This is a genomic window from Pseudomonas putida (assembly GCF_026625125.1).
GTDB lineage: Bacteria > Pseudomonadota > Gammaproteobacteria > Pseudomonadales > Pseudomonadaceae > Aquipseudomonas > Aquipseudomonas putida_X.
In genome coordinates this window covers 2,550,583-2,576,233 of record NZ_CP113097.1, presented here as the reverse complement: position 1 = coordinate 2,576,233, position 25,651 = coordinate 2,550,583, and the positions used below count along the sequence as shown (strand labels likewise).

25 protein-coding genes and 1 pseudogene are annotated in these 25,651 nt (G+C 63.1%); 16 read left to right on the top strand and 10 right to left on the bottom strand.

Annotated features, from left to right (window positions below; genetic code table 11):
- Positions 1 to 23: 23 nt before the first annotated feature.
- The 4 genes from OSW16_RS11880 to OSW16_RS11865 form a co-directional block, all read right to left on the bottom strand.
- Entirely contained in the window at positions 24 to 323 is a 300-nt protein-coding gene (locus tag OSW16_RS11880) for a hypothetical protein (protein ID WP_241805809.1), read from the bottom strand.
- Positions 324 to 465: 142 nt separating this feature from the next.
- Positions 466 to 654: a hypothetical protein gene (locus tag OSW16_RS11875; RefSeq protein ID WP_012314238.1), complete on the bottom strand. Its 189-nt coding sequence runs from the start codon at positions 652 to 654 to the stop codon at positions 466 to 468.
- A 141-nt stretch (positions 655 to 795) separates the two neighbouring features.
- On the bottom strand, positions 796 to 1,116 hold the full coding sequence (locus OSW16_RS11870; protein ID WP_267823348.1) for a YbjQ family protein: 321 nt from the start codon (positions 1,114 to 1,116) through the stop codon (positions 796 to 798).
- A gap of 92 nt (positions 1,117 to 1,208) precedes the next feature.
- Complete coding sequence (locus tag OSW16_RS11865; RefSeq protein WP_267823346.1) at positions 1,209 to 2,096, bottom strand: EamA family transporter; 888 nt, start codon at positions 2,094 to 2,096, stop codon at positions 1,209 to 1,211.
- A 261-nt stretch (positions 2,097 to 2,357) separates the two neighbouring features.
- Here OSW16_RS11865 and OSW16_RS11860 point away from each other — a divergent pair.
- A pseudogene (locus OSW16_RS11860) lies at positions 2,358 to 2,948 on the top strand (FAD-dependent oxidoreductase); the annotation flags it as partial.
- 36 nt (positions 2,949 to 2,984) lie between these two features.
- Here OSW16_RS11860 and OSW16_RS11855 read toward each other — a convergent pair.
- Positions 2,985 to 3,464 carry a VOC family protein gene (locus OSW16_RS11855; protein WP_267823344.1) on the bottom strand — a complete coding sequence of 160 codons (480 nt, stop codon included), beginning with the start codon at positions 3,462 to 3,464 and terminating at the stop codon, positions 2,985 to 2,987.
- A gap of 251 nt (positions 3,465 to 3,715) precedes the next feature.
- Here OSW16_RS11855 and OSW16_RS11850 point away from each other — a divergent pair, with 251 nt between their 5' ends.
- Together OSW16_RS11850 and OSW16_RS11845 are read left to right on the top strand one after the other, a co-directional pair.
- Positions 3,716 to 4,933 (top strand): hypothetical protein, encoded by a 1,218-nt coding sequence (locus tag OSW16_RS11850; RefSeq protein WP_267823342.1) that lies wholly within the window; start codon positions 3,716 to 3,718, stop codon positions 4,931 to 4,933.
- Positions 4,934 to 5,191: 258 nt separating this feature from the next.
- A complete protein-coding gene (locus OSW16_RS11845; protein ID WP_267823340.1) occupies positions 5,192 to 5,842 on the top strand; it encodes a TIGR04211 family SH3 domain-containing protein in 651 nt (216 codons plus the stop codon).
- A 126-nt stretch (positions 5,843 to 5,968) separates the two neighbouring features.
- Here OSW16_RS11845 and OSW16_RS11840 read toward each other — a convergent pair whose 3' ends face one another.
- Positions 5,969 to 6,232 (bottom strand): hypothetical protein, encoded by a 264-nt coding sequence (locus OSW16_RS11840; RefSeq protein ID WP_241805815.1) that lies wholly within the window; start codon positions 6,230 to 6,232, stop codon positions 5,969 to 5,971.
- A gap of 129 nt (positions 6,233 to 6,361) precedes the next feature.
- Complete coding sequence (locus OSW16_RS11835; RefSeq protein ID WP_267823337.1) at positions 6,362 to 7,243, bottom strand: LysR family transcriptional regulator; 882 nt, start codon at positions 7,241 to 7,243, stop codon at positions 6,362 to 6,364.
- A 124-nt stretch (positions 7,244 to 7,367) separates the two neighbouring features.
- On the opposite strand from OSW16_RS11835, the gene argC reads away from it, so the two are divergent.
- From argC to OSW16_RS11820, 3 genes are all read left to right on the top strand, one after another.
- Positions 7,368 to 8,309 carry an N-acetyl-gamma-glutamyl-phosphate reductase gene (gene argC, locus OSW16_RS11830; RefSeq protein WP_267823335.1) on the top strand — a complete coding sequence of 314 codons (942 nt, stop codon included), beginning with the start codon at positions 7,368 to 7,370 and terminating at the stop codon, positions 8,307 to 8,309.
- A gap of 80 nt (positions 8,310 to 8,389) precedes the next feature.
- The gene (locus tag OSW16_RS11825) at positions 8,390 to 9,076 is read left to right on the top strand and encodes a GNAT family N-acetyltransferase (RefSeq protein WP_267823332.1); all 687 of its coding nucleotides are present in this window, start codon (positions 8,390 to 8,392) and stop codon (positions 9,074 to 9,076) included.
- Between the two features lie 480 nt (positions 9,077 to 9,556).
- Complete coding sequence (locus OSW16_RS11820) at positions 9,557 to 11,182, top strand: methyl-accepting chemotaxis protein (protein WP_267823330.1); 1,626 nt, start codon at positions 9,557 to 9,559, stop codon at positions 11,180 to 11,182.
- Between the two features lie 270 nt (positions 11,183 to 11,452).
- On the opposite strand, the gene OSW16_RS11815 is transcribed toward OSW16_RS11820, so the two are convergent.
- Complete coding sequence (locus tag OSW16_RS11815) at positions 11,453 to 12,859, bottom strand: purine-cytosine permease family protein (protein ID WP_241805820.1); 1,407 nt, start codon at positions 12,857 to 12,859, stop codon at positions 11,453 to 11,455.
- Between the two features lie 317 nt (positions 12,860 to 13,176).
- Between OSW16_RS11815 and OSW16_RS11810 the strand changes: the two genes are divergently transcribed.
- The 10 genes from OSW16_RS11810 (at position 13,177) to OSW16_RS11765 (ending at position 22,723) form a co-directional block, all read left to right on the top strand.
- Positions 13,177 to 13,662 carry a flavin reductase family protein gene (locus OSW16_RS11810; protein ID WP_012314149.1) on the top strand — a complete coding sequence of 162 codons (486 nt, stop codon included), beginning with the start codon at positions 13,177 to 13,179 and terminating at the stop codon, positions 13,660 to 13,662.
- Between the two features lie 66 nt (positions 13,663 to 13,728).
- Entirely contained in the window at positions 13,729 to 14,772 is a 1,044-nt protein-coding gene (locus OSW16_RS11805) for an LLM class flavin-dependent oxidoreductase (RefSeq protein ID WP_241805821.1), read from the top strand.
- Positions 14,773 to 15,051: 279 nt separating this feature from the next.
- Complete coding sequence (locus OSW16_RS11800) at positions 15,052 to 15,648, top strand: amino acid synthesis family protein (RefSeq protein ID WP_003256068.1); 597 nt, start codon at positions 15,052 to 15,054, stop codon at positions 15,646 to 15,648.
- Positions 15,649 to 15,716: 68 nt separating this feature from the next.
- On the top strand, positions 15,717 to 16,550 hold the full coding sequence (locus OSW16_RS11795) for an alpha/beta fold hydrolase (RefSeq protein WP_241805822.1): 834 nt from the start codon (positions 15,717 to 15,719) through the stop codon (positions 16,548 to 16,550).
- The gene (locus OSW16_RS11790) at positions 16,547 to 18,028 is read left to right on the top strand and encodes an aldehyde dehydrogenase (protein ID WP_267823301.1); all 1,482 of its coding nucleotides are present in this window, start codon (positions 16,547 to 16,549) and stop codon (positions 18,026 to 18,028) included. Before OSW16_RS11795 ends, OSW16_RS11790 begins: the two co-directional genes overlap by 4 nt.
- A 13-nt stretch (positions 18,029 to 18,041) precedes the next feature.
- A complete protein-coding gene (locus tag OSW16_RS11785) occupies positions 18,042 to 18,527 on the top strand; it encodes a flavin reductase family protein (RefSeq protein WP_267823299.1) in 486 nt (161 codons plus the stop codon).
- Between the two features lie 101 nt (positions 18,528 to 18,628).
- Entirely contained in the window at positions 18,629 to 19,018 is a 390-nt protein-coding gene (locus tag OSW16_RS11780) for a carboxymuconolactone decarboxylase family protein (RefSeq protein WP_012314144.1), read from the top strand.
- Positions 19,019 to 19,106: 88 nt separating this feature from the next.
- Positions 19,107 to 19,871 carry a GntR family transcriptional regulator gene (locus tag OSW16_RS11775; protein ID WP_012314143.1) on the top strand — a complete coding sequence of 255 codons (765 nt, stop codon included), beginning with the start codon at positions 19,107 to 19,109 and terminating at the stop codon, positions 19,869 to 19,871.
- Between the two features lie 2 nt (positions 19,872 to 19,873).
- The gene (locus OSW16_RS11770) at positions 19,874 to 20,437 is read left to right on the top strand and encodes an NUDIX hydrolase (protein WP_241805825.1); all 564 of its coding nucleotides are present in this window, start codon (positions 19,874 to 19,876) and stop codon (positions 20,435 to 20,437) included.
- 102 nt (positions 20,438 to 20,539) lie between these two features.
- Entirely contained in the window at positions 20,540 to 22,723 is a 2,184-nt protein-coding gene (locus OSW16_RS11765) for an ATP-binding protein (RefSeq protein ID WP_267823293.1), read from the top strand.
- 6 nt (positions 22,724 to 22,729) lie between these two features.
- Here the strand turns inward: OSW16_RS11765 and OSW16_RS11760 are convergent, their stop codons facing one another.
- Positions 22,730 to 24,895 (bottom strand): response regulator, encoded by a 2,166-nt coding sequence (locus OSW16_RS11760; RefSeq protein WP_267823290.1) that lies wholly within the window; start codon positions 24,893 to 24,895, stop codon positions 22,730 to 22,732.
- A 96-nt stretch (positions 24,896 to 24,991) separates the two neighbouring features.
- Positions 24,992 to 25,606, bottom strand: a complete 615-nt coding sequence (locus tag OSW16_RS11755) for a LysE family translocator (protein WP_267823288.1) — start codon at positions 25,604 to 25,606, stop codon at positions 24,992 to 24,994.
- Between the last annotated feature and the right edge of the window lie 45 nt (positions 25,607 to 25,651).

Below are 25,651 nucleotides of genomic sequence, written 5' to 3'. Positions count from 1 at the left end.
CGGCCCGCATAGGCCGGGCTTTTTCATGCCTGGCGACGCTGCTGCTGCGGCAACGCCAATGCGCCGGTCGCCAGCGCCCTGGCCCGCTCCACGCCCCATACCAAGGCACGTGTCATGGTCTCACCCGGGCGTGCCGGGTAGTACTCTTCCAGCAACGCTTTGCCACCCTGGCCGTACAGCCCCAGGAACAGCTGCGTGGCGCCCAGCCGAGACAGGCGTACCTGCACATCGATGGTGGTGCCATCGCTCAGCGCTTCATCGTGGCTGCGGCAGTGCAATTGTGCGTCGGCCCACTGCCAGTAAGTTTCTTCCCTGACCCGCATACAGCGGTGCTCCTTTGCTGAGATCCCCTGGCAGAAGACCACAGCGGCATCGATTCGGCGAGCACAACCGAGCGTTACCATGAGCAAGGTCAAACAACGCATAAAAAAACCCCGCGATAGGTGCGGGGTTATGTGAACGGGGTCACTTTCTCGGCGCGACCCTCGGCGTGAAGCGGCCCTTTTTGCTGCGCTGCAGATGCGCCGGTTGCAGCTGCTCCGAATCATCCAGTGTCATGTGGGCAAAGCCCAGCCGAAACGCTGCCTGACCGCAACGCACCTGGCTGTTGATGGGGAACGCATCATTCATGTCTTCGAAAAAGGACTCGCTCATGCCCTGTCTCCATTTCAGTGGCGACCGCGTCGGCAAAGGAAGGGTTTTGCCTGAAAAACGCAGCCTGTGAAAGTGAGACTAGCCGGTCATTTACGGACTGCCCGGGCAAAACAGCGGGACCCGACCAGTGGCACAATGCCTTTATTTCAGGCGCACAGCGGTGCCCGTGGCGAACACTACGACCATGCCGCCTTGCACTGAGGGCATGCTGATTTCGAAATCCACACCCACCACTGCATCGGCTTGCAACTGCCGTGCCCGGACTTTCAGCTCCTCGGTCGCCTGCTCGCGGGCAAGGCGTAGCGCGCCCTCCAGCGTCTGTGAACGGCCGCCGAAGAAGTCGCGAAAGCGTGCAAAGAAATCGCGCACGAAGTTGATGCCTTGCACCGATTCGGAGCTGACTACGCCAAGGTACTCAGCGATTGGCCGGCCTTCGAGCTGGCTGGTGGTGGAGATGATCATGGGGGCTCCGGTGGCGTGACAAAGAGCCCGAGTCTAACAAAGCATCGGCCCTTCGGGTTTACCCGGGAGGGCCGAACGGCTCTACACAACCGTTATTGCGCGCTGGCGGCCCGTAAGCGCTGGCCAAGCTTGGGTCCGAACACATTGACCAGCAACCCGAGCATCACCAGCAGCGCCCCCCACCCCTGCACCGCCGTGAGCCGCTCCCCCAGCAACCAGGCGGACGAACTCAAGCCGATTACCGGCACCAGCAACGAGAACGGCGCAACTTTGCCCGCCGGGTGCCGCGACAGCAGGGTGCTCCACAGGCTGTAGCCGAGCATGGTGGCTACGAACGCCAGGTAAGCCAGCGCCAGCACCGAGCTCCAGCCGATATTGGCCAACGCATGGCCGATGCGTTCCGGCCCTTCCAGCCACCACGACAAGGCCAGGAACGGCAGCGGCGGGATCAGCCCGCCCCATATCACCAGCGCAACCAGGTCGACCGAGCCAAAACGCCTTGTGATGATGTTGCCCATGCCCCACATGGCGCCTGCACACAGGGTAAGCAGTAGCGCCACCATTGGCACGTGGCCACTGTCCTCGCTGCCGATCAACGCCAGCCCGCTGGCTGCCACCAGCAAACCCAGCAGGCTTGCCAGGCGCAAGCGCTCCCCTAGAAACAGCGCGGCAAAGCCAAGGGTGAAGAAAGCCTGGGACTGCAACACCAGTGACGCCAGGCCTGGCGGCATGCCGCTGTACATGGCCTGGAACAGGAAAGCGAACTGGCCCAGGGAGATCGTGGCGCCATAGGCGATCAGCCAGCCCCATGGCAGGTTAGGCCGTTTGACCAGCAGGATCGCCGGGAACGCAACCAGCAGAAAGCGCAGCGCCCCCAACAACATCGGCGGCAGACCATCAAGGCCTACCTTGATGACCACGAAATTGACTCCCCAGGCGACGATCACCACCAGGGCGATCAGCAGGTCCTTGAGCGGCATTGCAGCTTCCTTCTTCAGGCGTACTAGACATATTTGGTTACAGCATAAAGCCATTTGCCCAGCCTGGACCGGCACAGTTAGGCTTCGGCCTTACGCAACAGTACAGATAATCGGCATCCGGCCTGGGCATTCACCCCGCCGCGAAGTCCCTGTAACGTTGCCCTGCGCGAGCAGTTGAAGCCCTGGAAGGCCGTTGCGTTACCCTAATAGTCAAGCGCCACTTTTCGTTGAATCAGGCCAAACCATGACCGATATCGCAGGGCAAAACGTGTGGGCTACCGCATCCAAAGTGGTACCGAATGCCGTTTGCCCTACGACCGCCTGATCATGGCCTGTGGCAGCGTACTCAACCGACCGGACATGGTCGGGATCGAACATATGTTCGACGTCGACAAGATCGACAGCGCCGCACGTCTTGAGACCCACCTCAAATCCCTGGCCAGCCTGCCCGACACCCCGGCACGCAATACCGTGGTGGTTGCGGGGGGCGGCTTCACCGGCATCGAGACTGCGACCGAGCTGCCATCGCGCTTGCGCAACATCCTTGGCGAGCAGGCACGGCTGCGTGTGGTGGTGGTCGACCGCGGCGTGAAGATCGGTGCAGCCCTGGGTGACGGCATTCGCCCCGCCATCGAACAGGCGTGCGAGTCACTGGGTATCGAATGCCTCGACCTGGGAGCCTGGGGTGCGGTGTACACCGAAGGCTGGGAGCGCAAGGTTTCGCCGCCGACAGACAAGGCCGAAGCCAAGGTGCTGAAATTGCAGATCAACTCGATCTGGATCTACCCGCCGGCAGCCGAGGACCGCCAGGCCGCACTGGCAGCGGCAGACCCGACCATCCCAGTGGCCTGAGCCGGCACACAGGGCCCAGGCTTGGGCCCTTTTCCTTCAGCCGCGCAGCGCCGCCTCGATGGCGGCCACATCGATCTTGCCCATGCCCATCATCGCCTCGAAGGCCCGCTTTGCTGCCGCCCTGTCCGGGTTGCCAATGGCCTCGATCAGCACCCTTGGGCAGACCTGCCAGGATATCCCCCACTTGTCCTTGCACCAGCCGCAGACGCTCTCTTGCCCACCATTGCTGACGATGGCGTGCCACAGTCGATCGGTCTCGGCCTGGTCCTCAGTGCTGACCTGGAACGAGAACGCCTCTGAGTGGCTGAATGCCTTGCCGCCATTGAGCCCCACGCAAGGGATGCCCATGACGGTGAACTCGACCGTGATCACATCACCCGCCTTGCCTGAGGGGTAGTCGCTCGGTGCCTGGTGCACCGCGATCACCTCACTGTCGGGAAACGTACTGGCGTAGAAGTGCGCAGCGTCCTGCGCGTCGTGATCGAACCACAGGCAAATCGTGTTCTTGGCAGTCATGGCATGGCTCCATGGATAGGCCGGAAACGTTCAGTGTAGCCCTTGGGCACCCTTGGGCACGGCACGACGATGGGCAGAGCGCACGCTTGAACGCAGCGCGTCAAGCGCAAGGATTGCCGATCTCCGGGCAAATCAGAAACGCCCTACACGTAGCGGAGAATTATCCAGCCTTTGCGCGCTTCACTTATCCATTCGGCAAGCACGATCATCCTCAAAGCGGGCTATTACCGACTTTTCAGGGAGATTCAGGTTTGTCGGACTTCCAAGCAAAGCTGCAGCACCTTAGCGCCGAACAGGTCGAGGCGCTGTACAGCGAATACATCAGCGGTGAAAAGATTGCACACCTGCTCGAGCGCTACGCCATCGACGTAGCACCCAGCAGCCTGATCAAGGCCTTTCCACCCCTTCCCTGCGCCGCCCTGCGTTGCCCCTACTGCAAAACCAGCCTGTTCGAGCGGCGCAAAAGCCGCACGGCGTCCAGCTGCCACGACAACATGGCATTCTGCAAAACCTGCGACCACCGCCATTACTTCCCCGGGCCTACGAAGTGGCGCCGTGTTTGCGCGTGCCAGCCATGCCTGGCGGCGCGTCAGCAAGCCAGGCTGGAGCTGCAAGCACAGCAGCGCCAACGCATCAGGGAACACTGGTCACTGGCCAGACGCCAGCCGATACCTCTGCGCAGCCTTTCGATAACCCGCAAGCTGCAACTGTTGGCGCTGCTCGAGGTGCGGATGGACAAACAACACGAGCGGCTGCTTCCGGCCGAGCACCCCACTGGCGAGGAACATGTCAGCCCTTCGAAGGCCATGGATGCAAGCCTGCTGCAGGCTTTGCAAGAGGACCTGATTCTGCTGGTCGACCCGGATTCCCCACCGGCATCGTTCAGCAATGACCCAACACCCAAGGCGTGGCGTGACAAAGTGTACTGGGTGGTGAATGTAAGCCTGCACGGGCACCAACGTGCGGGCCTGATGCCGTTGCGTCGCGTGCTGCTTGACCTGTTGGGCGTAGGCCCCCGCCCCGAATGGCGCGAACAGCTTAGCGAGGCAATCACGGCCCTATCGATTGAACATGTGTGTGCCTGCATCGCCTCGCGCTGTGCAGCGCATGGCCTGCCTTTCGAACCCCGGGAAAAGGCCACGCAGGTTGCCGCGCAATTGCTCGGTATGCTGCCGGTGGCGTCTGCCCTGTCGCTGGTCGACGACGCGGTGCACAGCGCGCTTACCTACATAGCGCGCAGCCATGTCACGCCGCATCACGCCAGCAGCACCATTCCTGCCAACATGCTGGCGGCGGCTGAGCGGGCCGTGAGGGAGCAGTGGCAGTTCGGCCCGTGCAGCTACGCCAGCAGCGCAGCGCGTAGCGCTTATAGCCGCGTGCTGTTCGATGTGCTGCTGCGACAGGACGACCACGGCCTGCGGCGCAGGATTGCCGAGTACATCGTGGAGCTCCCCCGTCGTGGCACATGACGGCAGCCACTTCAAGGCTGTTGCCAGGCACATGACGCCCCGCGAATAGGCCGCTTGCGACACGCAAAGCAGCCTGTTCGCCGCGAGGGCTCTAGCTCGCCTTTTGCAACATCCTGCAGACAATTCCCACACCCAGCAGTGAACCTGCCTTCAAAAATGAGGTCTTTCGCTGACGGTCAATTCACCGACCGGTTCGCCGGCCCAACTGACGCGCAAACGTCACCGGGCCTATTTTTCCTGATGCAGCGAAGACCCAACATGCCTGAATCCCGCCCAGCCTCCCTCGCCCTCCCTGCCCTGCGCGGCAGCTTGATCGCCGCCCTTGTGGCGCTTGCCGCCCCCGCGCATGCCCAAGAGCCGGCCAGCGATGCGCGCTGGGTCAGCGACAGCCTGAGCACCTATGTACGCAGCGGCCCCACCGACGGGCACCGCATCGTCGGCACACTCAAATCCGGACAGAAGCTGACCCTGATCGGCACCCAGGGCAACTACAGCCAGGTGCGCGGGCAGAACGGTGACCTGGTGTGGATTCTCTCCAGCGACCTGCAATCGGTCCCGGGCCAAAGCGAGCGTTTGCCTGAACTTGACGCACAAGTGGCGCAGTTGTCCGAGCAGCTGAAAACCATCGACGACAGCTGGAAGAACCGCGTGCAGGGTATGCAGGAAACCCTCGACTCGCGCAAGAAACTGGCCGACGAACTGCAAGCACGCAACCAGGCATTGAACGAACAGCTCGATCAGGCCCAGTCGAACCTACGCGACGCGCAGGCGCGCCTGGGCGATGAGAACAAGCAAGTCATGATGCGCTACATGGTCTACGGCGGCAGCATTGCCGGCGCGGGCCTGTTGGCGGGGCTGATCCTGCCGGCGCTGACCCGCGGCCGCAAGAAGAACGACCGCTGGTTCTGAAGCCTGCCCGACCAGGCACCGGGTTGGCAGTACCGGCCTGATCGCCAGCGAGCCGGCTCTCACAGGCCCAGAATGCGGAACCTGTGGCGCGGCTTGCCAGCGGGCCAGGCCAACCTGATCTGCCTGCTATTTGTTGCGTGCCTTGTTGTAGATGGTCTTGGCCTGGTCGGCTGAGGACTGGCATTTGGTCATGTCACCGGCATCGCGGGCATCTTTGGCATTTTGCATATGCACCTTGAAGTCATGGGCCATGCCACCGTGCATTGCCTGACCACTGGCCTTGTGCATGTCTTCCAGTTCCTTGATCTTCGCATCGCAATTGCTGGCGGGGTCGGCATGGGCGGCAAAACTCAGCACAGAAGCAATCACCAGAACTGTCATGGATTTCATGGAGCGTTCTCCTCGGAAATCGGAAAGGTCATCGAGAGGCATTGGCTCGACGCAGCACATAGCATAGTCGGCCAAGCGCACTGACGCCTGGGCTCGGCCCTGCGGTCGCAGCCCTGTGCCGGCCGCCAGCTACTGGCGCAACCGCTCCAGCGCCTGCAGCACGTACCCCGTCGCCCGCTCGACCTCGCCTTCCCGACAGGCAATCCCTAGTTGCCGCCACAACCCAGGGCGCAGCGGCCGGCGGGCAATGCGCCGGTCCAGCTCGGCCATCTCGCCTTCCTGGGGCAGCAAGGTAGCGCCATAACCGGCCCCCACCAGGCTTTTGATCGCGTCGTTGTAGTTCAACTCGATCCGCGGCTCAGGATACAGCCCGGCGGCAGCGAACCATTCTGCGGTCACCCGCGAAAGCTGGGTGCTGCTGTCATTGAGAATCAGCGCTCGCTGCCCCAGCCAGGCCGGGGTGACCCGGGCAGGCGGCTGCCAGTCTGCCGGCACGTAGGCCAGGATCGGGTCGCGCCGCCAGGCGGTGACCTTGATGCCCTTGCCCGCTACCTGCGGCAAGGCCACCAGCCCGATATCCAGGGCGCCTTCGCGCAGGCGCACCAGCGAAGCCTGGGAGGTCAGGACCTGCACCTGCACATCGATACCGGGATGTGCCACCCGCAGGTGCTCCAATGCCTGCGGTAACAGGTGGGCAATGGCGCCGGTCGAGGCGCCCAGGCGCACCCGTCCTGCCAGCCCTTCGACCTGCCGCCGCACTTCATCCAGAGCAAGATCGGCATCGGCCAACAGGCGGCGGGCGCGTACCAGCAGGGTTTCGCCAATGGCGGTGGGGCGTACCTGGTTACGGTTGCGGGTCAACAGCGGCGCCCCCACCCGCGCCTCGAGTTCGGCCACGTGCAGGCTGATGGTAGGCGGCGCCAGGTTGAGCTGGCGCGCGGCCTCGGCGAAAGACCCGAGGTCGGTGATGACCACAAGGGTGCGGAGGCGATCGAGGCTGATTTCACGCATGGGCTGGGCCGCTTAAGAATGACATTAGTTCAGAAAATATGAAGGTCTGCATCATGATATTCAAATTTTCTTTACCACGGCGACAGGCGAGCATAGGCCACCTTTCTTGTGACCGGACCCGACCATGCGTACCCCAATTGTCTTCATCGACGGCGACCAAGGCACCACCGGCCTGCAGATCCATGCCCGCCTGCAAGGGCGCACCGATCTGCAACTGCTGACCCTGCCCGAGGCAGAACGCAAGCACCCACAACGGCGCAGCGACGCCATCAACAGCGCCGACATCGCCCTGCTCTGCCTACCCGACGACGCTGCGCGCGAGGCCGTGTCGGCCATCCGCAACCCAGCGCTGCGGGTGATCGATGCAAGCTCCGCGCATCGCACCACCCCGGGCTGGGTCTACGGGCTGCCTGAACTGGACGAGCGGCAGGCCGAGCGCATTGCCCTGGCCAAGCGGGTCAGCAACCCTGGCTGCTACCCCACTGGCGCCATCGCCCTGCTGCGCCCGCTGGTGCAGGCCGGCCTGTTGCCCGCCGACTACCCGCTGAGCATCCATGCCATTTCCGGCTATTCCGGCGGTGGCCGTGCGGCGGTCGAGCGCCATGAGCAGCCCGGGGCTCAGCGCGCGCCGACGTTGCAGATGTACGGCCTGGAGCTTGCGCACAAGCACGTGCCGGAAATCCAGCTGCACGCCGGCCTGGCAGCCCGGCCGGTGTTCTTGCCTGGCTACGCGGCCTATCGCCAGGGCATCGTGCTGAGCATCCCGCTGCAGTTGCGCCTGTTGCCAGGGCAGATCCGCGCCGAGCACTTGCAGGCCTGCCTTGAACAGCACTACCAGGGCGCACGCCATGTGACCGTCGCACCCCTGCACCAGCAGGGGCCGGCCTCACCGCTGGACCCTGAGGCATTGAACGACAGCAACGATTTGCACCTGAGCTTGTACGCCAACCCCGAACACGGCCAGGTACTGCTCACGGCAGTGTTCGACAACCTGGGCAAGGGCGCCTCGGGTGCGGCGGTGCAAAACCTCGAGCTGATGCTTGCCGCGCTGCAGGCCCAAGGCTGACAGGTAAAAAAAGGGGTAGACTGTGCGTCCCGCATCAACCGGTGCGGGGCGATTCAACAGCCGCCGGAGCCCGTCCACCGATGTTCATTCTGAGCCGCCTTGACAGCGTGCCGCCCGAATCTTTCCAGAATCAGATCCGTGACCTAGTGATCCACCATGTCGGTGAACTGAGCAGCGTCGCCATTCGTGCCGACAATCCGTTGTACCCGCTGTACCAGTACGGCGTCGGCATGGAGGTGCATCAGTACCTGCAGGCCATGGACGGCACTCGCGGCCTGGCCGTGCAGCTGACCCTGGCGCTGGACGCCGAAGCCCCCGACCAGATGCTCGGTTTCGCCCTGACGTTGCCAGCCCAGGACACTCCGCAGGCCTGTGCACTGGCCTTTCTCGCCGTTGTGCCCGGGCATCGCCGCCACGGTATCGGCCGCGCCTTGCTGGCCGATGTGCAGGCGCGCTTTGCCAGCGTCGAACTGAACGCGTTTGCCAACCAGGTGCCTTGGTTCGAAGCGCGGGGCATGCAGGTGGTAGCCGCCAGCGGGCCGCAAGTGTTGATGAGCAGCACCGGCCAGGCCAGCGGCGCGCTGATCGGCCGGCTTGATATCGCGCCGATTTACCAGGCCACTGAAGTGCACCAGATTCACACCTACCTGCTCAATCAGCAGGGTGAAGATGCGATGATCGAAGCCGAGCAACAGCGCGATGAGTGGTTGGATGAGCTGACTGAACAGGCTCGCGCCTGTGTGAGGCAACGCAAGACAGTGCATTGACCCCCGGGCCTCGTTGCAGGCCCCAAGAACAGCCTGAACCAGCACTTGAGCTTGGCCTGGCTCACCGGATTGTCCCCCCGCCCCCGCACCGCTCCCCTCTCCGCGCACTGCGCGCCGCTCGCCTGCCCAACAAGACATGGGCCGATACCCTGGCAACGAGGCCATGGCCGGCCTATCTGGCGAGCGGCCATTTGCGTCAAAAGCCAGAGCCTGGCCCTTCGCCCGGAATACTATCGCCCCATTGATTCCGGCGGTTTGACCACATTTTCCTGACAGATCCGTCAATAAATGACGGATTTACCAGCAGATGACGTTAGATTGAATGCCTGGTCAATAATGATGGCAATGTGGCACTATTCTGAAAAACAAGAATCAGAGGTGAGTCCCATCACTATATTGCAGCACATTAGGAGCATGGCACCGTCGGTGAGCGGGGTTTGCCCATGGTCTTGATTGCGCACCACCCTCAAGGAACATTCCATGCAGTTACGGAATATGAAGATCGGCATTCGCGCTGCCAGCGTATTTGCCCTGTTGGGCGCCCTGGTCCTGTTCATGGGCCTTATCGCCCTCTATGAAACCCGGCAGATGGACGCGGCTACGGACGAAATCCGCGTCACCTGGATGCCTGCCGTGGTCGCCCTCGGTGACGTCAGCACCAACCTTGGCCGCGCCCGTGCTATCACCATGCGCGCTGCGCTGGATGACAACCCCACTGAGCGCATGCGCAACATCGAGTTGTTCAAAGGCATCAATGAGCAGCTCGACAAGGGCCTGAAAGAGTATGAGGCCACCATCATCGCCGCCGATGACCGTGCCCTGTTCAACGCACTGATCGCGGCCCATCAACAGTATTTCGACCTGCAGGCACAGGTACTCAAAGACATCGCTGCCGGTCGGATGGCCGAGGCCAGGCAACAGATCAGCGGCCCACTCACGCAGTATGCCGATAACATGATGAAAGCGCTGTCGGCGTTGACCACCTACAACAGCACCGGCGCCGAACAGGCCTCCCAGCGCAGCAGCGACGTGGCCGACGAAGCCTTTGCGGCCATTATCGGTTCATTGCTGGTGATCATGATTGCCTTGGTAGCCATTGCCACCGTGCTCACCCGTAGCATCGTCGTGCCGTTGGCAGATGCCGTGGCCGTGGCCGAACGTGTGGCCACGGGCGACCTGACGCGGGAAATCACGGTTACCGGTCGCGATGAGCCAGCCTTGCTGCTGCGCGCCCTGAGCCGCATGCAGGCCAGCCTGCGCGATACCATTCGCAAGATTGCGGCCTCGTCGGACCAGCTGGCCTCGGCCTCGGAAGAGCTGCACACCGTTACCGAAGATACCAGCCGTGGCCTGCACCAACAGAGCGCGGAAATCGACCAGGCGGCCACGGCCGTCAACCAGATGACTGCCGCCGTGGAAGAAGTGGCGAACAACGCGGTGAGCACTGCCGATGCGTCCCAGGGCGCCGACCGCAGCACGCGCGATGGCCGCGATCAGGTCAACCAGGCGCTGGCCTCGATCCAGCACCTGGTCGATGACGTGACCGGCACCTCTGCCGAAATCGAGCAGTTGGCCAGCAGCGCCAACGAGATCAGCCGCGTGCTCGATGTTATTGGCTCGATTGCCGGGCAGACCAACCTGCTGGCCCTCAACGCTGCCATCGAAGCTGCGCGCGCCGGTGAGGCGGGCCGTGGTTTTGCCGTGGTCGCCGATGAAGTGCGCGCCCTGGCCCACCGCACCCAGCAGTCCACCGCCGAAATCGAACAGATGATTGCCGGGATTCAGAACGGTACCGAGCGGGCGGTCACGGCCATGCACAGCAGCCAGGGGCGTGCCACCGGTACGCTGGAAGTGGCACAAGGTGCCGGGCAGGCGCTGGAAGTGATTGCCGAGGCGATCGCGTCGATCAACCAGCGCAACCTGGTGATCGCCAGTGCTTCGGAAGAACAGGCACAAGTGGCGCGGGAAGTGGACCGCAACCTGGTCAACATCCGCGACCTGGCGATGCAGACATCGGCGGGCGCCAACCAGACCAGCGCGGCGGCACAAGACTTGTCGCGGTTGGCGGTGGACCTGAATGGCATGGTGGCGCAGTTCAAGGTTTGATCGGACAGAGCCGGGGCCGCGGTGCGGCCCATCGCCGGCAAGCCAGCTCCCACCCCAACCACGCAGTTCTTCAGACCTGCTCTGTACTTGTGGCAGCAACCGTCTTGCCCAATCTCTAAAAGACGGTGCAATTCATGTGGGAGCCGAGCTTGCCGGCGATGGGCCGCAAAGCGGCCCCAAATGCTCGCGGGTGCCGTCGAGCGCGCTTAGGCGATTACAGCTCCGTTATGGGGGCTGCTGCGCAGCCCCTGTTACAGCAACCGCAATCTCTCAGTCGTTGACACTCACAACCCGCCCCGCCTGCTCGGCAGCCTTGCCGCGCGTGGCCAGGCAGTAGTACAGCGGCACCGTCACGATCAGGCCGAACAGCCAGGACAGATCCGCGCCCTCGACGATGTTCGAATAGGGCCCTACATACAGCGATGTGTTGGCAAACGGCAACTGCACCAGAATCCCGCACGCATAGGCAATGATCGCGTGGGGGTTGAAGCGCCCGTAAATCCCGCCATCGGCGCGGAAGATCGAGGCGATGTCGTACTCGCCTTTCTTGATCAGGTAAAAGTCGATCAGGTTGATCGAAGCCCACGGCACCAGCACCAGCAACAGCGCCAGGATCAGCCCGATGAAGTGACCGATGAAGTCCGCCGATGCATTCAGGGCGACCATCCCGCACGCCACCAGAATCACCGCAGCCAGCATTACCCGCACCTTGATGCTAGGCGTCCATTGGGCGAAGAACGTCTGGATGGCCGTGACGATCGACAGCACCGCGCCGTACAGGTTGAGCGCGTTGTGGCTGATGATATTGAGCAGGAACAGCACCATCAGGATCGGGCCCAGCCAGCCGGTGGCCTGCTTGACCGCGTCCATCGCGTCGGTGCCTTGGGGCACGCACAGCACTGCCACTGCACCGAAGCTGAAGCACAGTATGGTGCCCAGGGTGGCGCCGAAATACGTCGCCCAGAACGGCTTGGCGATACCGACCTCTTTGGGCAGGTAGCGCGAGTAGTCGGAAGTGTACGGCGAGAAACTGATCTGCCAGATGGTGCCCAGCGAGACGGTGGCGATGAAGCCGGACAGGTTGAACGCGCCCCGGCTGAAGAAGTCGGCCGGCAACTCTTGGGTAAACATCATGATGAAACCGGCCAGCAACGCCGACCCCATCACCCAGGTGCCGATGCGGTTGAGGCTATGAATGAAGCGGTAGCCGATGACACCGATCGCCGTGGCGCTCAGCGCACCGATGACGATCGCCGTAGGCATCGGCACGCTCGGCGCAATGCCGTGGATCGACTTGCCTGCCAATACGATGTTGGAAATGAAGAAGCCAACATAGATCAATGCCGTGAAGAACACGATCAGCAGGGCACCATAACGCCCGAACTGGCCGCGGCTCTGCACCATCTGTGGAATGCCCAGCTGCGGTCCCTGCGCAGAGGCCAGGGCGATGACCACACCCCCGATCAGGTGGCCCAACACGATGGCGATCAGGCCCCACAACAGGTTCAGGTGGAACACCTGGACCACCATGGCGCCGGTGACGATGGGCAGTGGCGCGATGTTGGTACTGAACCAGAGGGTGAACAGGTCGCGGGCCTTCCCGTGGCGCTCGGCAGGTGGAACGTAATCGACCGTGTGATTCTCGACAAACTGGTGTTGCGATGACGGTTGGGACATGGTTTTCAGCTCGAAAGGTCGTTTTTATCTTTGTAAGGAAACCGCGTCTAGGCGGCCTCTCAGCTGCGGACCATATTATGGTATTCCAAACTTTTGACAACACTGATTCGGTTTAAAAAAGCCCGACTGATCCGGTTCAGCACTCTCGGCCAGGCCTTCATGCTTTGAGCAAAGCCCCATTTCATGCGGCTTTTAGCCATTCATCGTGTTTTACCCAGCCCTGAAAATTCCGCTTGCAAAACGAGTATTACGGTATACCATCAGACACATCAACGATAAAAAGCGGCTCACCGCTACCCCCTTTCGAGGTACACGCCATGATCGACGCAACCGTCTATAAGAACGTCTTGGGCTCCTTCCCCTCAGGCGTCACCGTCATCACCACACTGGACGACGACGGCTCGATCGTCGGCCTGACCGCCAGCGCCTTTTCCTCCCTGTCGATGGACCCGCCGCTGGTGCTGTTCTGCCCCAACTACAGTTCCGATTCCTACCCGGTATTGATCAAGAACAAGCGCTTTGCCATTCACCTGCTCTCTGGCGAACAGCAAGCTGAAGCCTACGCCTTCGCCAAAAAAGGCAAGGACAAGGCTGCGGGCATCGAGTGGACCCTGAGCGAACTGGGCAACCCGGTGCTGGCAGGGGCCACTGCGGTGATCGAATGCGAGTTGTGGCGTGAATATGAAGGTGGCGACCACGCGATCATGGTCGGCAAGGTGCACAACCTGATCGTTCCCGAGCAGGCACCACGGCCCATGGTCTACTGCCGCGGCAAAATGGCCAGCCTGCCCGCCTTCGCCTGAGGCGCCTGACGTTATTACTGACGCCTGGCACGCCAGGCGAGACTTTCAAGCTGCGAGGAGTGCCCCATGAAATTTTCGTTGTTCGTACACATGGAACGTTGGGATGAACAGGTCAGCCACCGCCAGCTGTTCGAGGACCTCACCGAACTGACCCTGATGGCCGAAAACGGCGGTTTCAGCACCGTATGGATCGGCGAACACCACGCCATGGAATACACCATTTCGCCCAGCCCGATGCCGCTGCTGGCCTACCTGGCCGCGCGCACCGAGAAGATCCGTCTGGGCGCCGGCACCATCATTGCGCCGTTCTGGAACCCGATCCGCGTGGCCGGCGAGTGCGCCCTGCTCGACGTGATCAGCAACGGTCGCATGGAAGTGGGCCTGGCCCGCGGCGCCTACCAGTTCGAGTTCGACCGCATGGCCAATGGCATGCCGGCCACCGACGGCGGCAAGGCCCTGCGCGAAATGGTGCCGGCGGTACGCAAACTGTGGGAAGGCGACTACGCCCATGAAGGCGAGGTCTACAATTTCCCGACCTCCACCAGCGTGCCCAAGCCGGTGCAGCATGGCATGCCGCCGATGTGGATCGCTGCGCGCGACCCGGACTCACACAACTTTGCGGTGAAAAACGGTTGCAACGTGATGGTCACCCCGTTGATGAAGGGTGATGAAGAAGTACTGGACCTGAAAAACAAGTTCCAGGCTGCGCTGGACAACAACCCCGAGGTACCGCGTCCGCAACTGATGGTGCTGCGCCACACCCACGTGCACAGCCCGTCGGAGCCCGAGGGCTGGAAAGTCGGCGCCCAGGCCATCTCGCGCTTCTACCGCACCTTCGATGCCTGGTTTGGCAACAAGACGGTCCCGGTCAACGGCTTCCTGGAGCCGAGCCCGGAGTCGAAGTTCGCCGAGGTGCCGGCCTTCGCGTTGGAGAACATCCGCAAGAACACCATGATCGGTACGCCGGAAGAAATCATCGCGCGCATCAAGTACTACCAGGAACTGGGCGTCGACGAGTTCAGCTTCTGGTGCGACAACAGCCTGCCCCACGCCGAGAAGAAGAAATCGCTCGAGCTGTTTATCAAGGAAGTGGTGCCGGCGTTCGCCTGAATTCCCCTTACCTGAAAGCGTTGCTGGAACAGCCCGCTCCCCGGAGGCCGCCAAGGCCCTCGGGCGTGGGCGTTTTTTTTAGCTGCAAGCTACAAGCTTCAAGCTTCAAGTAACAGCGTACGTGCTCGGCCGTGAGCTCGGCGCTTGCAGCTTGCGGCTTGCGGCTTGCGGCCGCCTTTCGTCTCCTGCTTGGAGAAATTTTCAGCGGGCTCTTGCACAACAAATATTATGGTATACCATCAGACAACAAGAGCTGATAACCCTCACCAGGAGCCCCTCATGAGTTTCGAAATCCGCAAGATCGTCACCTACTCCGAAGAGACCCGCATCGAAGGCGGCAAGGCCACCGACAAGCCGGTGACCATGGTCGGCCTGGCCGTGGTGATCAAGAACCCATGGGCCGGCCGCGGCTTCGTTGAAGACCTCAAGCCAGAAATCCGCGCCAACTGCTCCGAGCTGGGTGCGCTGATGGTCGAGCGCCTCACCGCTGCCATTGGCGGTGCCGACAAGATCGAAGCCTACGGTAAAGCTGCCGTGGTCGGCGCCGATGGCGAGATCGAACACGCTTCGGCGGTGATCCACACCCTGCGGTTCGGCAACCACTACCGCGAAGCCGTACAAGCCAAGAGCTACCTGAGCTTCACCAACAAGCGCGGCGGCCCCGGCACCTCGATCCAGATCCCGATGATGCAGAAAGACGACGAAGGCCTGCGCTCGCACTACATCACCCTGGAAATGCAGATCGAAGACGCCCCGCGTGCCGACGAAATCGTCGTGGTACTGGGCGCTGCCGACGGCGGCCGCCTGCACCCGCGCATCGGCAACCGTTACATCGACCTGGAAGAACTGGCTGCCGAAAAAGCCAACGCTCAATAACAACAACCAAGACGGGCCGGGGCGTGGCGTGCTTACCCGCCGCGCCCGACCTTCAAGGAGCGCCCTCCATGATTCAGCCTGTCGCTGAACGTACACCGGCCGGGACCAGTTACCTGGCCCAAGGCCAGGGCCAACCCGTGGTGCTGATCCACGGCGTGGGCCTGAACAAGGAAATGTGGGGCGGGCAGTTCGTGGGCCTGGCCAACGACTACCGCGTCATTGCCTACGACATGCTCGGCCATGGCCAGAGCGCACTGCCTGCCGCCGATACCGGCCTGGAAGGCTACGCCGACCAGCTGGCAGAACTGCTCGACCATCTGCAGATCGCCCAGGCGACCGTGATCGGCTTCTCCATGGGTGGCCTGGTCGCACGCGCCTTTGCCCTGAACTACCCGCAGCGTTTGTCCGCGCTGGTGGTGCTCAACAGCGTGTTCAACCGCAGCCCGGAACAGAGCGCCGGGGTCATCGCGCGCGCAGCCCAGGCGGCCCAGCAAGGCCCCGACGCCAACGTCGACGCCGCGCTCGACCGCTGGTTCAGCCGGGAGTACAAGGCAGCCAACCCGGCGCAGGTCGCCGCGATTCGCCAGGTGCTGGCGAGCAACGACCCGCAGGGCTATCACACCACTTACTCGCTGTTCGCCACCCAGGACATGTACCGCGCCGCTGATCTGGGCAGCATCCAGGTACCGACACTGATCGCCACCGGCGAACTCGACACGGGCTCCACCCCGGCCATGACCCGCCAGCTCGCTGCCAGCATTCCTGGCGCGCAAAGTGTGGTCCTCGCCGAGCAACGGCATATGATGCCGGTGGAGGCCCCCCGAGAAGTCAACAAGATGCTGCTGGATTTCCTCAGCCAGGCCCGCACCCTCACCGAATCCGCCAAGGGGATTGTTGCATGACCCTCGTTCGTTTCCAGATGTGCATCGACGGCCAATGGCTCGATGCCCAGAGCGGCAAGACCTTCGATAGCCTCAACCCGGCCACCGCCCAGGCCTGGGCGCAACTGCCCGACGCCGATGAAGCCGATGTGGAGCTGGCCGTTCAGGCTGCCCAGCGTGCGTTCGACAGCAAAGCCTGGCGCAGCATCACCGCTACCGCGCGGGGCAAGCTCCTGCGCAAGCTGGGTGACCTGATCGCCGAAAACAAAGAACACCTGGCTCAGCTGGAAAGCCGTGACAACGGCAAGCTGATCCGCGAAACCCGGGGCCAGGTCGGCTACTTGCCAGAGTTCTTCCACTACACCGCGGGCCTCGCCGACAAGCTCGAGGGCGGCACCCTGCCGCTGGACAAGCCGGACCTGTTCGCCTACACCGTGCACGAGCCGATCGGCGTGGTGGCCGGGATCATCCCGTGGAACAGCCCCCTGTACCTCACCGCGATCAAACTGGCGCCCGCCCTGGCCGCCGGCAACACCATCGTGCTCAAGCCTTCCGAGCATGCCTCGGCGACCATCCTCGAGCTGGCGCGCCTGGCCCTGAAAGCGGGCTTCCCTGCCGGCGTGGTCAATGTGGTCACCGGCTACGGCCCCAGCACCGGCGCGGCACTGACGCGCCACCCGCTGGTGCGCAAGATCGCCTTCACCGGCGGCGCCGCCACCGCTCGCCACGTGGTGCGCAGCAGCGCCGAGAACTTCGCCAAGCTGTCGCTTGAGCTGGGCGGCAAGTCGCCGAACATCATTTTCGCCGACGCTGACCTGGACAGTGCCATCAACGGCGCAGTGGCCGGCATCTACGCGGCCTCCGGGCAAAGCTGCGTGGCAGGTTCGCGCCTGCTGGTGCAGGACGAGATCTTCGACGAATTCGTCGCCCGCCTGATCGAGCGGGCCAAGCGCATCCGCATCGGTAACCCCCAGGACGACGCCAGCGAAATGGGCCCGATGGCCACTGCCCAGCAGCTGGCCGTGGTCGAAAGCCTGGTTGCTGCGGCCAAGGCCGAAGGCGCCACGCTGCACATGGGCGGCAAACGTGCCGACGTGGAGGGCGAAGGCTGGTTCTACGAACCGACGCTGTTCGAGTGCGACAGCAACTCGATGACCATCATGCAGGAAGAAGTGTTCGGCCCGGTCGCCGCGGTCATCCGCTTCAAGACCGAGGAAGAGGCCCTTGCCATCGCCAACGACTCGCAGTTCGGCCTCGCTGCCGGCATCTGGACCCGCGACCTGGGCCGCGCCCACCGCCTGGCCCGTGACGTGCGTTCGGGGATCATCTGGGTCAATACGTACCGCGCCGTGTCGGCCATGGCGCCGATCGGCGGTTTCAAGAACAGCGGCTACGGCCGTGAAAGCGGCATCGATTCGGTGCTGGCCTATACCGAGCTGAAGACCGTGTGGATCAACCTGTCCACCGCGCCGATGCCCGACCCGTTTGTGATGCGCTAAGAGGTAATACACGATGATCGAACCAGGCATCTACAAAGACGTGATGGGCTCCTTCCCGTCAGGGGTCACGGTGGTCACCACGCTGGACGCCGACGGCGGCATTGTCGGCATCACCGCCAGCGCATTCAGTGCGCTGTCGATCGACCCGGCGCTGGTGCTGTTCTGCCCCAACTACGCCTCTGACACTTACCCGATCCTGCGCGACAGCAAGCAGTTCGCGATCCACCTGCTGTCCGCCGAGCAGACTGCCGAGGCTTACGCCTTCGCCGGCAAGGGCAAGGACAAGGCCAAAGGCATCGAGTGGCACCTGAGCGAGCTGGGCAACCCGTTGCTGAGCAAGGCCACGGCGATCATCGAGTGCGAGTTGTGGCGCGAGTATGACGGCGGCGATCACGCGATCATCGTCGGCGCGGTGAAGAACCTGGTGCTGCCCGCCGACCCGGTGACCCCGATGGTCTACCACAAAGGCAAACTGGGCGCCCTGCCCCCGCTGGGCTGATGCCCTCGGGGCCGCAAAGCGGCTCCGACAGTTCTTTTTTCAGGGGCCGCGCGACCCTCTCACCCTTGGTTGCGGCCCCTCTTTTGATTCGGAGCCAGACGATGAGCAACGAAAAGTACGAAAAAGGCTTGCAGATCCGTACCCAGGTGCTGGGCGAGGACTACGTTAACCGCTCGATCCAGAACGCCGACGACTTCACCAAGCCTTTGCAGGAGCTGGTTACCGAGTACTGCTGGGGCCACGTCTGGGGCCGCGATGGCTTATCGCTCAAAGAGCGCAGCATGATAAACTTGGCCATGATTTCCGCGCTCAACCGGCCCCACGAGCTCAAGCTCCATATTCGCGGCGCCTTGCGTAATGGCCTGAGCCGTGAACAGATTCGCGAGATCCTGCTCCAGGTCGGCATTTATTGCGGCGTGCCCGCGGCGGTGGACAGTTTCCGCCTGGCCCGCGAAGCGTTCGCCGAAGCCGATGCGGAGTCAACCCGTTAACAACGGGCTGTTCGAACCACTGCAGGGAGCACCTCGGTTCGGGGTGTTCCGCGATGTTGGCGAAACAGCCTCATAAAGAGCGCACCTGATGAAACGCCAGCCACTCGACGACAGCTTCAAGGTCAACCGCAACCCCGTAACACTGCGTGAAATCGTGCTCGACAAGCTGCGCGGCGCGATCATGAATTTCCACCTGCTCCCCGGCGATCGCCTGGTCGAGCGCGACCTCTGCGACCGCCTTGGTGTCAGCCGTACCTCGGTGCGTGAAGCCCTGCGACACCTGGAGTCCGAAGGCCTGGTGGAATTCGCCGATGCCAAGGGGCCACGCGTGGCCATCATCACCCTGGAAGACGCCCGCGATATCTACGAGCTGCGCTGTGTACTCGAAGGCCTGATCGTGCAGCTGTTCACCCTCAATGCCAAAGCCAAGGACATCCGGGCCCTGGAGCGGGCGCTTGAGGTCAACCGCGAGGCACTCGAGGAAGGCGAGCTGCAGCAGGTGCTGGACTCGGTCCAAGGCTTCTACGAGGTACTGCTCGAAGGCTCCGGCAACCAGGTCGCAGCGCAGCAGCTGCGCCAGTTGCAGGCGCGCATCAGCTACCTGCGCGCCACCTCGGTGTCGCAGCAGAACCGCCGCGGCGCCAGCAACCTTGAAATGGAAAAGATCGTCGACGCCATCAAGAGTGGCGACCCGCTGGTGGCCCACCAGGCCTCGGTCGACCATGTGCGCGCCGCCGCCAAGGTGGCCCTGGACTACCTGCGCCAGAAGCAGGACGACAACACCAAGGTGCGCGACATGGTCGAGCCTCTGGCCCTCAAGGAACCCCGTATAGAACCCCGCATAGGCCGCTGACCATGCCCAACGCCCCGCGCTACTGCCCGCACTGCACCACAGAACTGGCCCGGGGCGTTCCCCATGGCGACACCCATGAGCGCCTGCACTGTACCGGGTGCGGCTATGTCCACTACATCAACCCGAAGATCATCGCCGGCTGCATCATCGAACGCGATGGCAAGTACCTGCTGTGCCAGCGGGCGATCCCGCCGCGCCCCGGCACCTGGACGCTGCCGGCCGGGTTCATGGAAGCGGGCGAAACCACCGAGCAGGCAGCGCTGCGTGAGGTGTGGGAAGAAAGCGGCGTGCGTGCCGAAATCGTCTCACCCTACTCGATCTTCAGCGTGCCGACAATCAGCGAGGTGTACATCATCTTTCGCGCGATCGCCACCGAGGAGACCGGCCAGTACGGGCCAGAAACGCTGGCCTACACGTTCTTCGAACCCGACCAGATCCCTTGGGACGAGATCTACTATCCGGCGATACGGCAGATTCTCGAGCGTTACATCCTCGAGCGGCAGGCTGGGGTGTACGGGATCTACATGGGCAATGACGACACCGGCAAGGTGCACTTCATTCGTTGACCCTGCTGCGGCTGATCACCGGCATGCAGCATAAAGCCCTCGCCAATCGGTTATGCTCGGTGCACCCTTGGCATCCCCGGCAAAAGGATGGGCGGAGCACACATGGCTAAATGGCTGGACGGCGGCGGGCTGATGGCCGAGCGCATTCGCAATCACGACTGGACCACGACCTCCCTGGGCCCGATCGAGGGATGGCCTGACGTACTCAAGACCACCGTGGCCCTGTGCCTGGCCTCGCGCTTTCCTCAGGCGATTCTCTGGGGCCCCGACCTGCTTACCCTGCACAACGACGCGTTCTTGCCAATCCTTGGCAGAAAACCCGGTGCGCTGGGCAAGCCGTTTCGCGAAGTGTGGCAAGAAGCCTGGGCCGACATCTCGGCCATGGCCGAACGCGCCCTGGGCGGCGAAGCCGTCTATATCGAAGACTTCCCGCTGACCATCGACCGCAACGGCGGCCCGGAGCGTGCTTACTTCACCTTCTGCTACAGCCCCATTCGTGACCAGAACGGCGAAGTGGTGGGCATGCTCGACACGGTCACCGAGACGACCAGCAGTGTGGTCACCAACCAGCGGCTGGCATTTCTTGACGACCTGGGGCGGGCCGTGGCGAATGCCACGGATCCGGACCGGGTAATGGCCATCACCACCGGCATGCTGGTGGAGCACCTGCAGCTGTCCAGTTGCGCCTATGCCGTGATGGATGCCGACCAAGATGGCTTCACGATCTGCGGCGACGCTGTCGCCCCGGGTTCCCCACGGCTGCTGGGCCAATACCGCCTGGCTGACTTCGGCCGCCTGGCCGTCAGCCAACTGCGCAACGGCCTGCCGCTGGTGATCAACGACAACCTGAACGAGTTGGCCAGTGACGAAGCTGCCACCTTCCAGGCCATCGGCATTACCGCCACCATCTGCATGCCATTGGTCAAGGACGGCCGACTCACCGCGCTGATGGCCATCCACGATAAAATGCCACGGCAGTGGACGGGCTACGAACAGGCGCTGATCGGGGAAGTGACAGAGCGTTGCTGGGCGCATATCCAGCGGGTCCAGTCCCACGCCGAAGTGCGGGAGGCGCTGGCTGCGCTCGAATCGCTCAACGCCACCCTGGAGCACCGCGTCGAAGAACGCACTACCCAACTGCTGCATACCGAGGCCGTGCTCCGCCAGGCCCAGAAGCTCGAAGCCATCGGCCAGTTGACCGGTGGCGTCGCCCATGACTTCAACAACCTGCTCACCATCATCCGCTCGTCGCTGCACTTTCTGCAGCGCCCCAACCTCGAGCAAAGCCGCCGCGAACGCTACCTCAAGACCATGGCCGACACTGTCGACCGCGGCGCCAAGCTGACAGGCCAGTTGCTGGCCTTTGCCCGCCGTCAGGCATTGAGCCCCCAGCTATTCGAAGCCGGGGCGCGCCTGCAGGCCATGGCCGACATGCTCGACACCGCCACGGGGGCGCGGATCCAGGTAGCACTGGAGTTGCCGCCGACGCCATGCCACATCCGCGCCGACCTCAGCCAACTGGAAACCGCGGTGATCAACCTGATGCTCAATGGCCGTGATGCCATGGCCGGCGAAGGCACCTTGCATTTGCGCCTGCTGCCCAACCAACGCATGCCTGGCCTGCGCGACCAGCAGGCACACGACGGGCCGTTCGCCGCCATCTCAGTGGTGGACAGCGGTGCTGGTATCCCGGATGAACTGCTCGAGCGCATCTTCGACCCGTTCTTCACCACCAAGGCACCCGGGGAAGGCACGGGGCTCGGCCTATCGCAGGTGTTCGGTTTTGCCAAGCAATCCGGGGGGGATGTGGAGGTTGCCAGCATCCCGGGCCAGGGGACGACCTTTACCCTGTACCTGCCGCAAGAGGAACCGCCTGCCGAGCACGCCGATAGGGCCGCCGAGTTCAGCGCCCCTCAGGTGAACGGCGCGCGGCGGCGGATACTGGTGGTGGAAGACAACCCCGATCTGGGCAATTTCACCGCGCAGATCCTCGAAGACCACGGGTACCGAATCTGCTGGGTGAACTCAGCGGAGCACGCCTTGGTGGAGTTGGCAGGGCCGGCAGGCGACTTCGATGCGGTATTTTCCGATGTGGTCATGCCCGGTATGGGCGGCCTGGCCCTGGCCCGCGAGCTACGCCGCCAGCGCCCGCAATTGCCGGTGATCCTCACCTCCGGCTACAGCGACGCGATTGCCGAAGGCGGCCACGAAGGGTTCACCTTTCTGGCAAAGCCGTACTCGGTCGAGCAAGTATGCCAGTTGCTTGGCAAGGTGCTGGCGCCTTGAAGGCCGTCAAGGCCTGCCGGTAAGCAGGCGCGCCACCCTCTGCGCCAGTTCTGCGCGCCGATACGGCTTGCGCAACACCTCGAAGCCCTTGAGTTCGCGCGGTGTCAGGTTGGCATAGCCGGTTATGATCAGCACGGGCAGGTCAGCCTGGCGCTCGCGCATCCGTTGAGCGAACCGCACCCCGGTCATATCCGCCATGACATGATCGGTCACCAGAACATCAGGCCACCAGCCCTTTTCTACCAACTGCCACGCTGCAGCGGCACTGGCCGCTTCGGTCACCTGATACCCCAGGTCGCGCAATTGCAAGGCTGTGGCATGGCGCACGATCTCTTCGTCGTCCACCAGCAGCACCCGACGCGTAGGGTCTGCCAGCGGCACCTCTGCCCGTTCACTGTCACGACACACCGCAACCCCATCGCTGCTCGGCAGCCACAACGTGGCAACCGTACCCTGCCCTTGCTGCGAGCGTATCTCGAAGCCGCCACCGGACTGTACGGCCAGCCCCTGAACCATCGGCAGGCCAAGGCCGGTGCCCTTGCCGACGCCTTTGGTGGAGTAGAACGGTTCGACGCAACGGCGCAACTGATCTTCATCCATGCCACTGCCACTGTCGCGAACCTGCAGCCACACCATCTGTCCCGCCGCCAGAGTCGCCGGCCTTTCGGGGCCCTCGCCCTCAAGCCCGGCGCAGATGCTCAGGGCGCCACCTTCGAGCATGGCGTCGCGTGCGTTGACCGCCAGGTTCAGCAGCGCCAGCTCAAGTTGATGAGGGTCTACGACCACCGCAGGCAAAGCCGGGTCAATCTGCACGCTCACCGCGATGGTCGGCCCCAGTGATCGGGCCAGCATCTCGTGCATGTCCTCTACCAGAGCGGCCAGCGAAACTGCCTGGGGCTTGAGGGTTTGCCGACGGGCGAAGCTGAGCAAGCGCGCGACCAGATTGCGTGCCCGTTCGGCAGCCTGCAGCCCCCCATCGATCAGGCGCGGGGCACGGTCGGACTGTGAGTGCCGGCGCAGCAGTTCGAAAGAGCCGATGATAGGCGTGAGCATGTTGTTCAAGTCATGGGCAATACCGCCCGTCAGTTGCCCGATCATTTCCAGCTTATGCGCTTCGTGCAACTGCAGCATCGCGGCCTCACGCTGGGCGAGTGCCGCCGTGACGCGCTCCTCCAGGCTGTCGTTGAGCAGGTGCAGGGCGCGTTCTGCGCGGGCATGGGTGATGGCCGCCCAGCCTTGCTTGGCCGTCTCCTCCACCAAGCGGCATTCCTCTTCAAGCCACTGGCGCGGGCCATGACAATGCACGCCGAGCATGGCTTCCAGGCGACCGCCACGCAGCACCGGCACATGCAACGTCGAGCAAAGGCCGCCCAGGGGTGACGTTGCACTGTCATACGCTTGCTGCACCACCTGCCCTGCCGCCAGTCGCTCATGCAGCGCAGCGCCGTAGCGCGCGTAGCGGTGTTGCCCGACCAGCGATGGCACGCCATCAGCCCAGTCGTGCGCAACCTTGAACCCTACGCCGTCGCCCTGATCCTCAGCGAAACAGACCTGCGTCGCACCCAGGTGCTCAGCCAGGCGGCTCACCACGTAGGCTTCGATGCGATCGGCTTCACCCAACCCAGGCAACGTGCGGCTCAACTCCAGCAAAAACGCCTGATTCTGCTGCAAGCGTACCCTCTCGGTGGTCTCGGTGACCAGGCACAGCACCCCGCCGACACTGCCATCGGCCTCACGCACTGCGGAATACGACACGTCGAAGTACACCGTTTCGCCCGATCCGTGGCGCTCTATATAAAAGGGGCGATCCTTGGCCGAAAAGGTCTGGCCAGTCTCTCGCACGCCACGCAGCAACGGTTCGAGGTCATGCCACAGTTCGCGCCAGTATTCCTGGGCTGGGCGCCCTAAAGCGTGGGGATGCTTGCTGCCAATGGTCGGCGCGTAGGCGTCGTTGTAAAGCGCTGCAAAAGCCTCCCCCCAGAACAGCACGAACTGGGCCTGGGCCGGCAGTAATGTGGCCATCACCGCCTGCAGGTGGGGCGACCAGGATTGCGGCGGGCCGAGCGGTGAATCGCTCCAGTCCATCGTCTGCAGCCGTGTGCCGATGGCACCGCCATTGAGCAGAAAGTGCGGTAGCGGCGTTGGGGTTTCGTGTCGTTGAAGCGGTTTCATCTCTGGGGAGTCCCGGGCACATTGCCATCCATCTGAGGATAAGAGATGTGCAATAAACAGTTCGTTCCCCGCTACTCGCCGTTAGTCACTGGCCCCTCAGCCGAATTGCCCCACCATCAACCCCAGCGCCACCAGGATCATCGCCGCTCCCGATAACCGCCCCACCCTCTTCGCCGCCTCCGGCCGGGTACTCAGGACGGCTTTGGCGCCATAACCTACCAGCAGATAGATCACCAGCGAGCTGCACAGGTGGACCAGCCCCAGCAGCAGGATCTGTACAGGTACCGGCCAACTCGACTGAGGGTCCGTGAATTGCGGCAGCAAGGCCAGGAACAACAGGAATACCTTGGGGTTGAGCCCGCTCACGCAAAAGCCTCTGAACGCCCAGCGCGAGCCGCTATCGCTTGAATCACTCGGCCCCCCTTGTGGCACCGCCGGGCTCAGCAACAGGTTGCCGCCCAGCCAGAGCAGGTAGGTGCAACCCGCCAAGGTCAGCAACAACAATGCCTGTGGGTGCCCGACAACCAGGCTCCCCACGCCAGCCGCAACGATCAGTGTTGCCAGAAAATGCCCGGACAGCATGCCGGCGACCGCTGGCATCACCCAGCGCCCGCGCATGCCGGCCGAGATAGCGTAAGCCCAGTCTGCACCGGGGGTGATCACGAACAGCAATGACACGGCCCAGAACGCCGCCAGCACATTGATTGACACGTCAGACTTCCTTCACTGAATTTGGAGTGAGGAAAGCGTACGGAT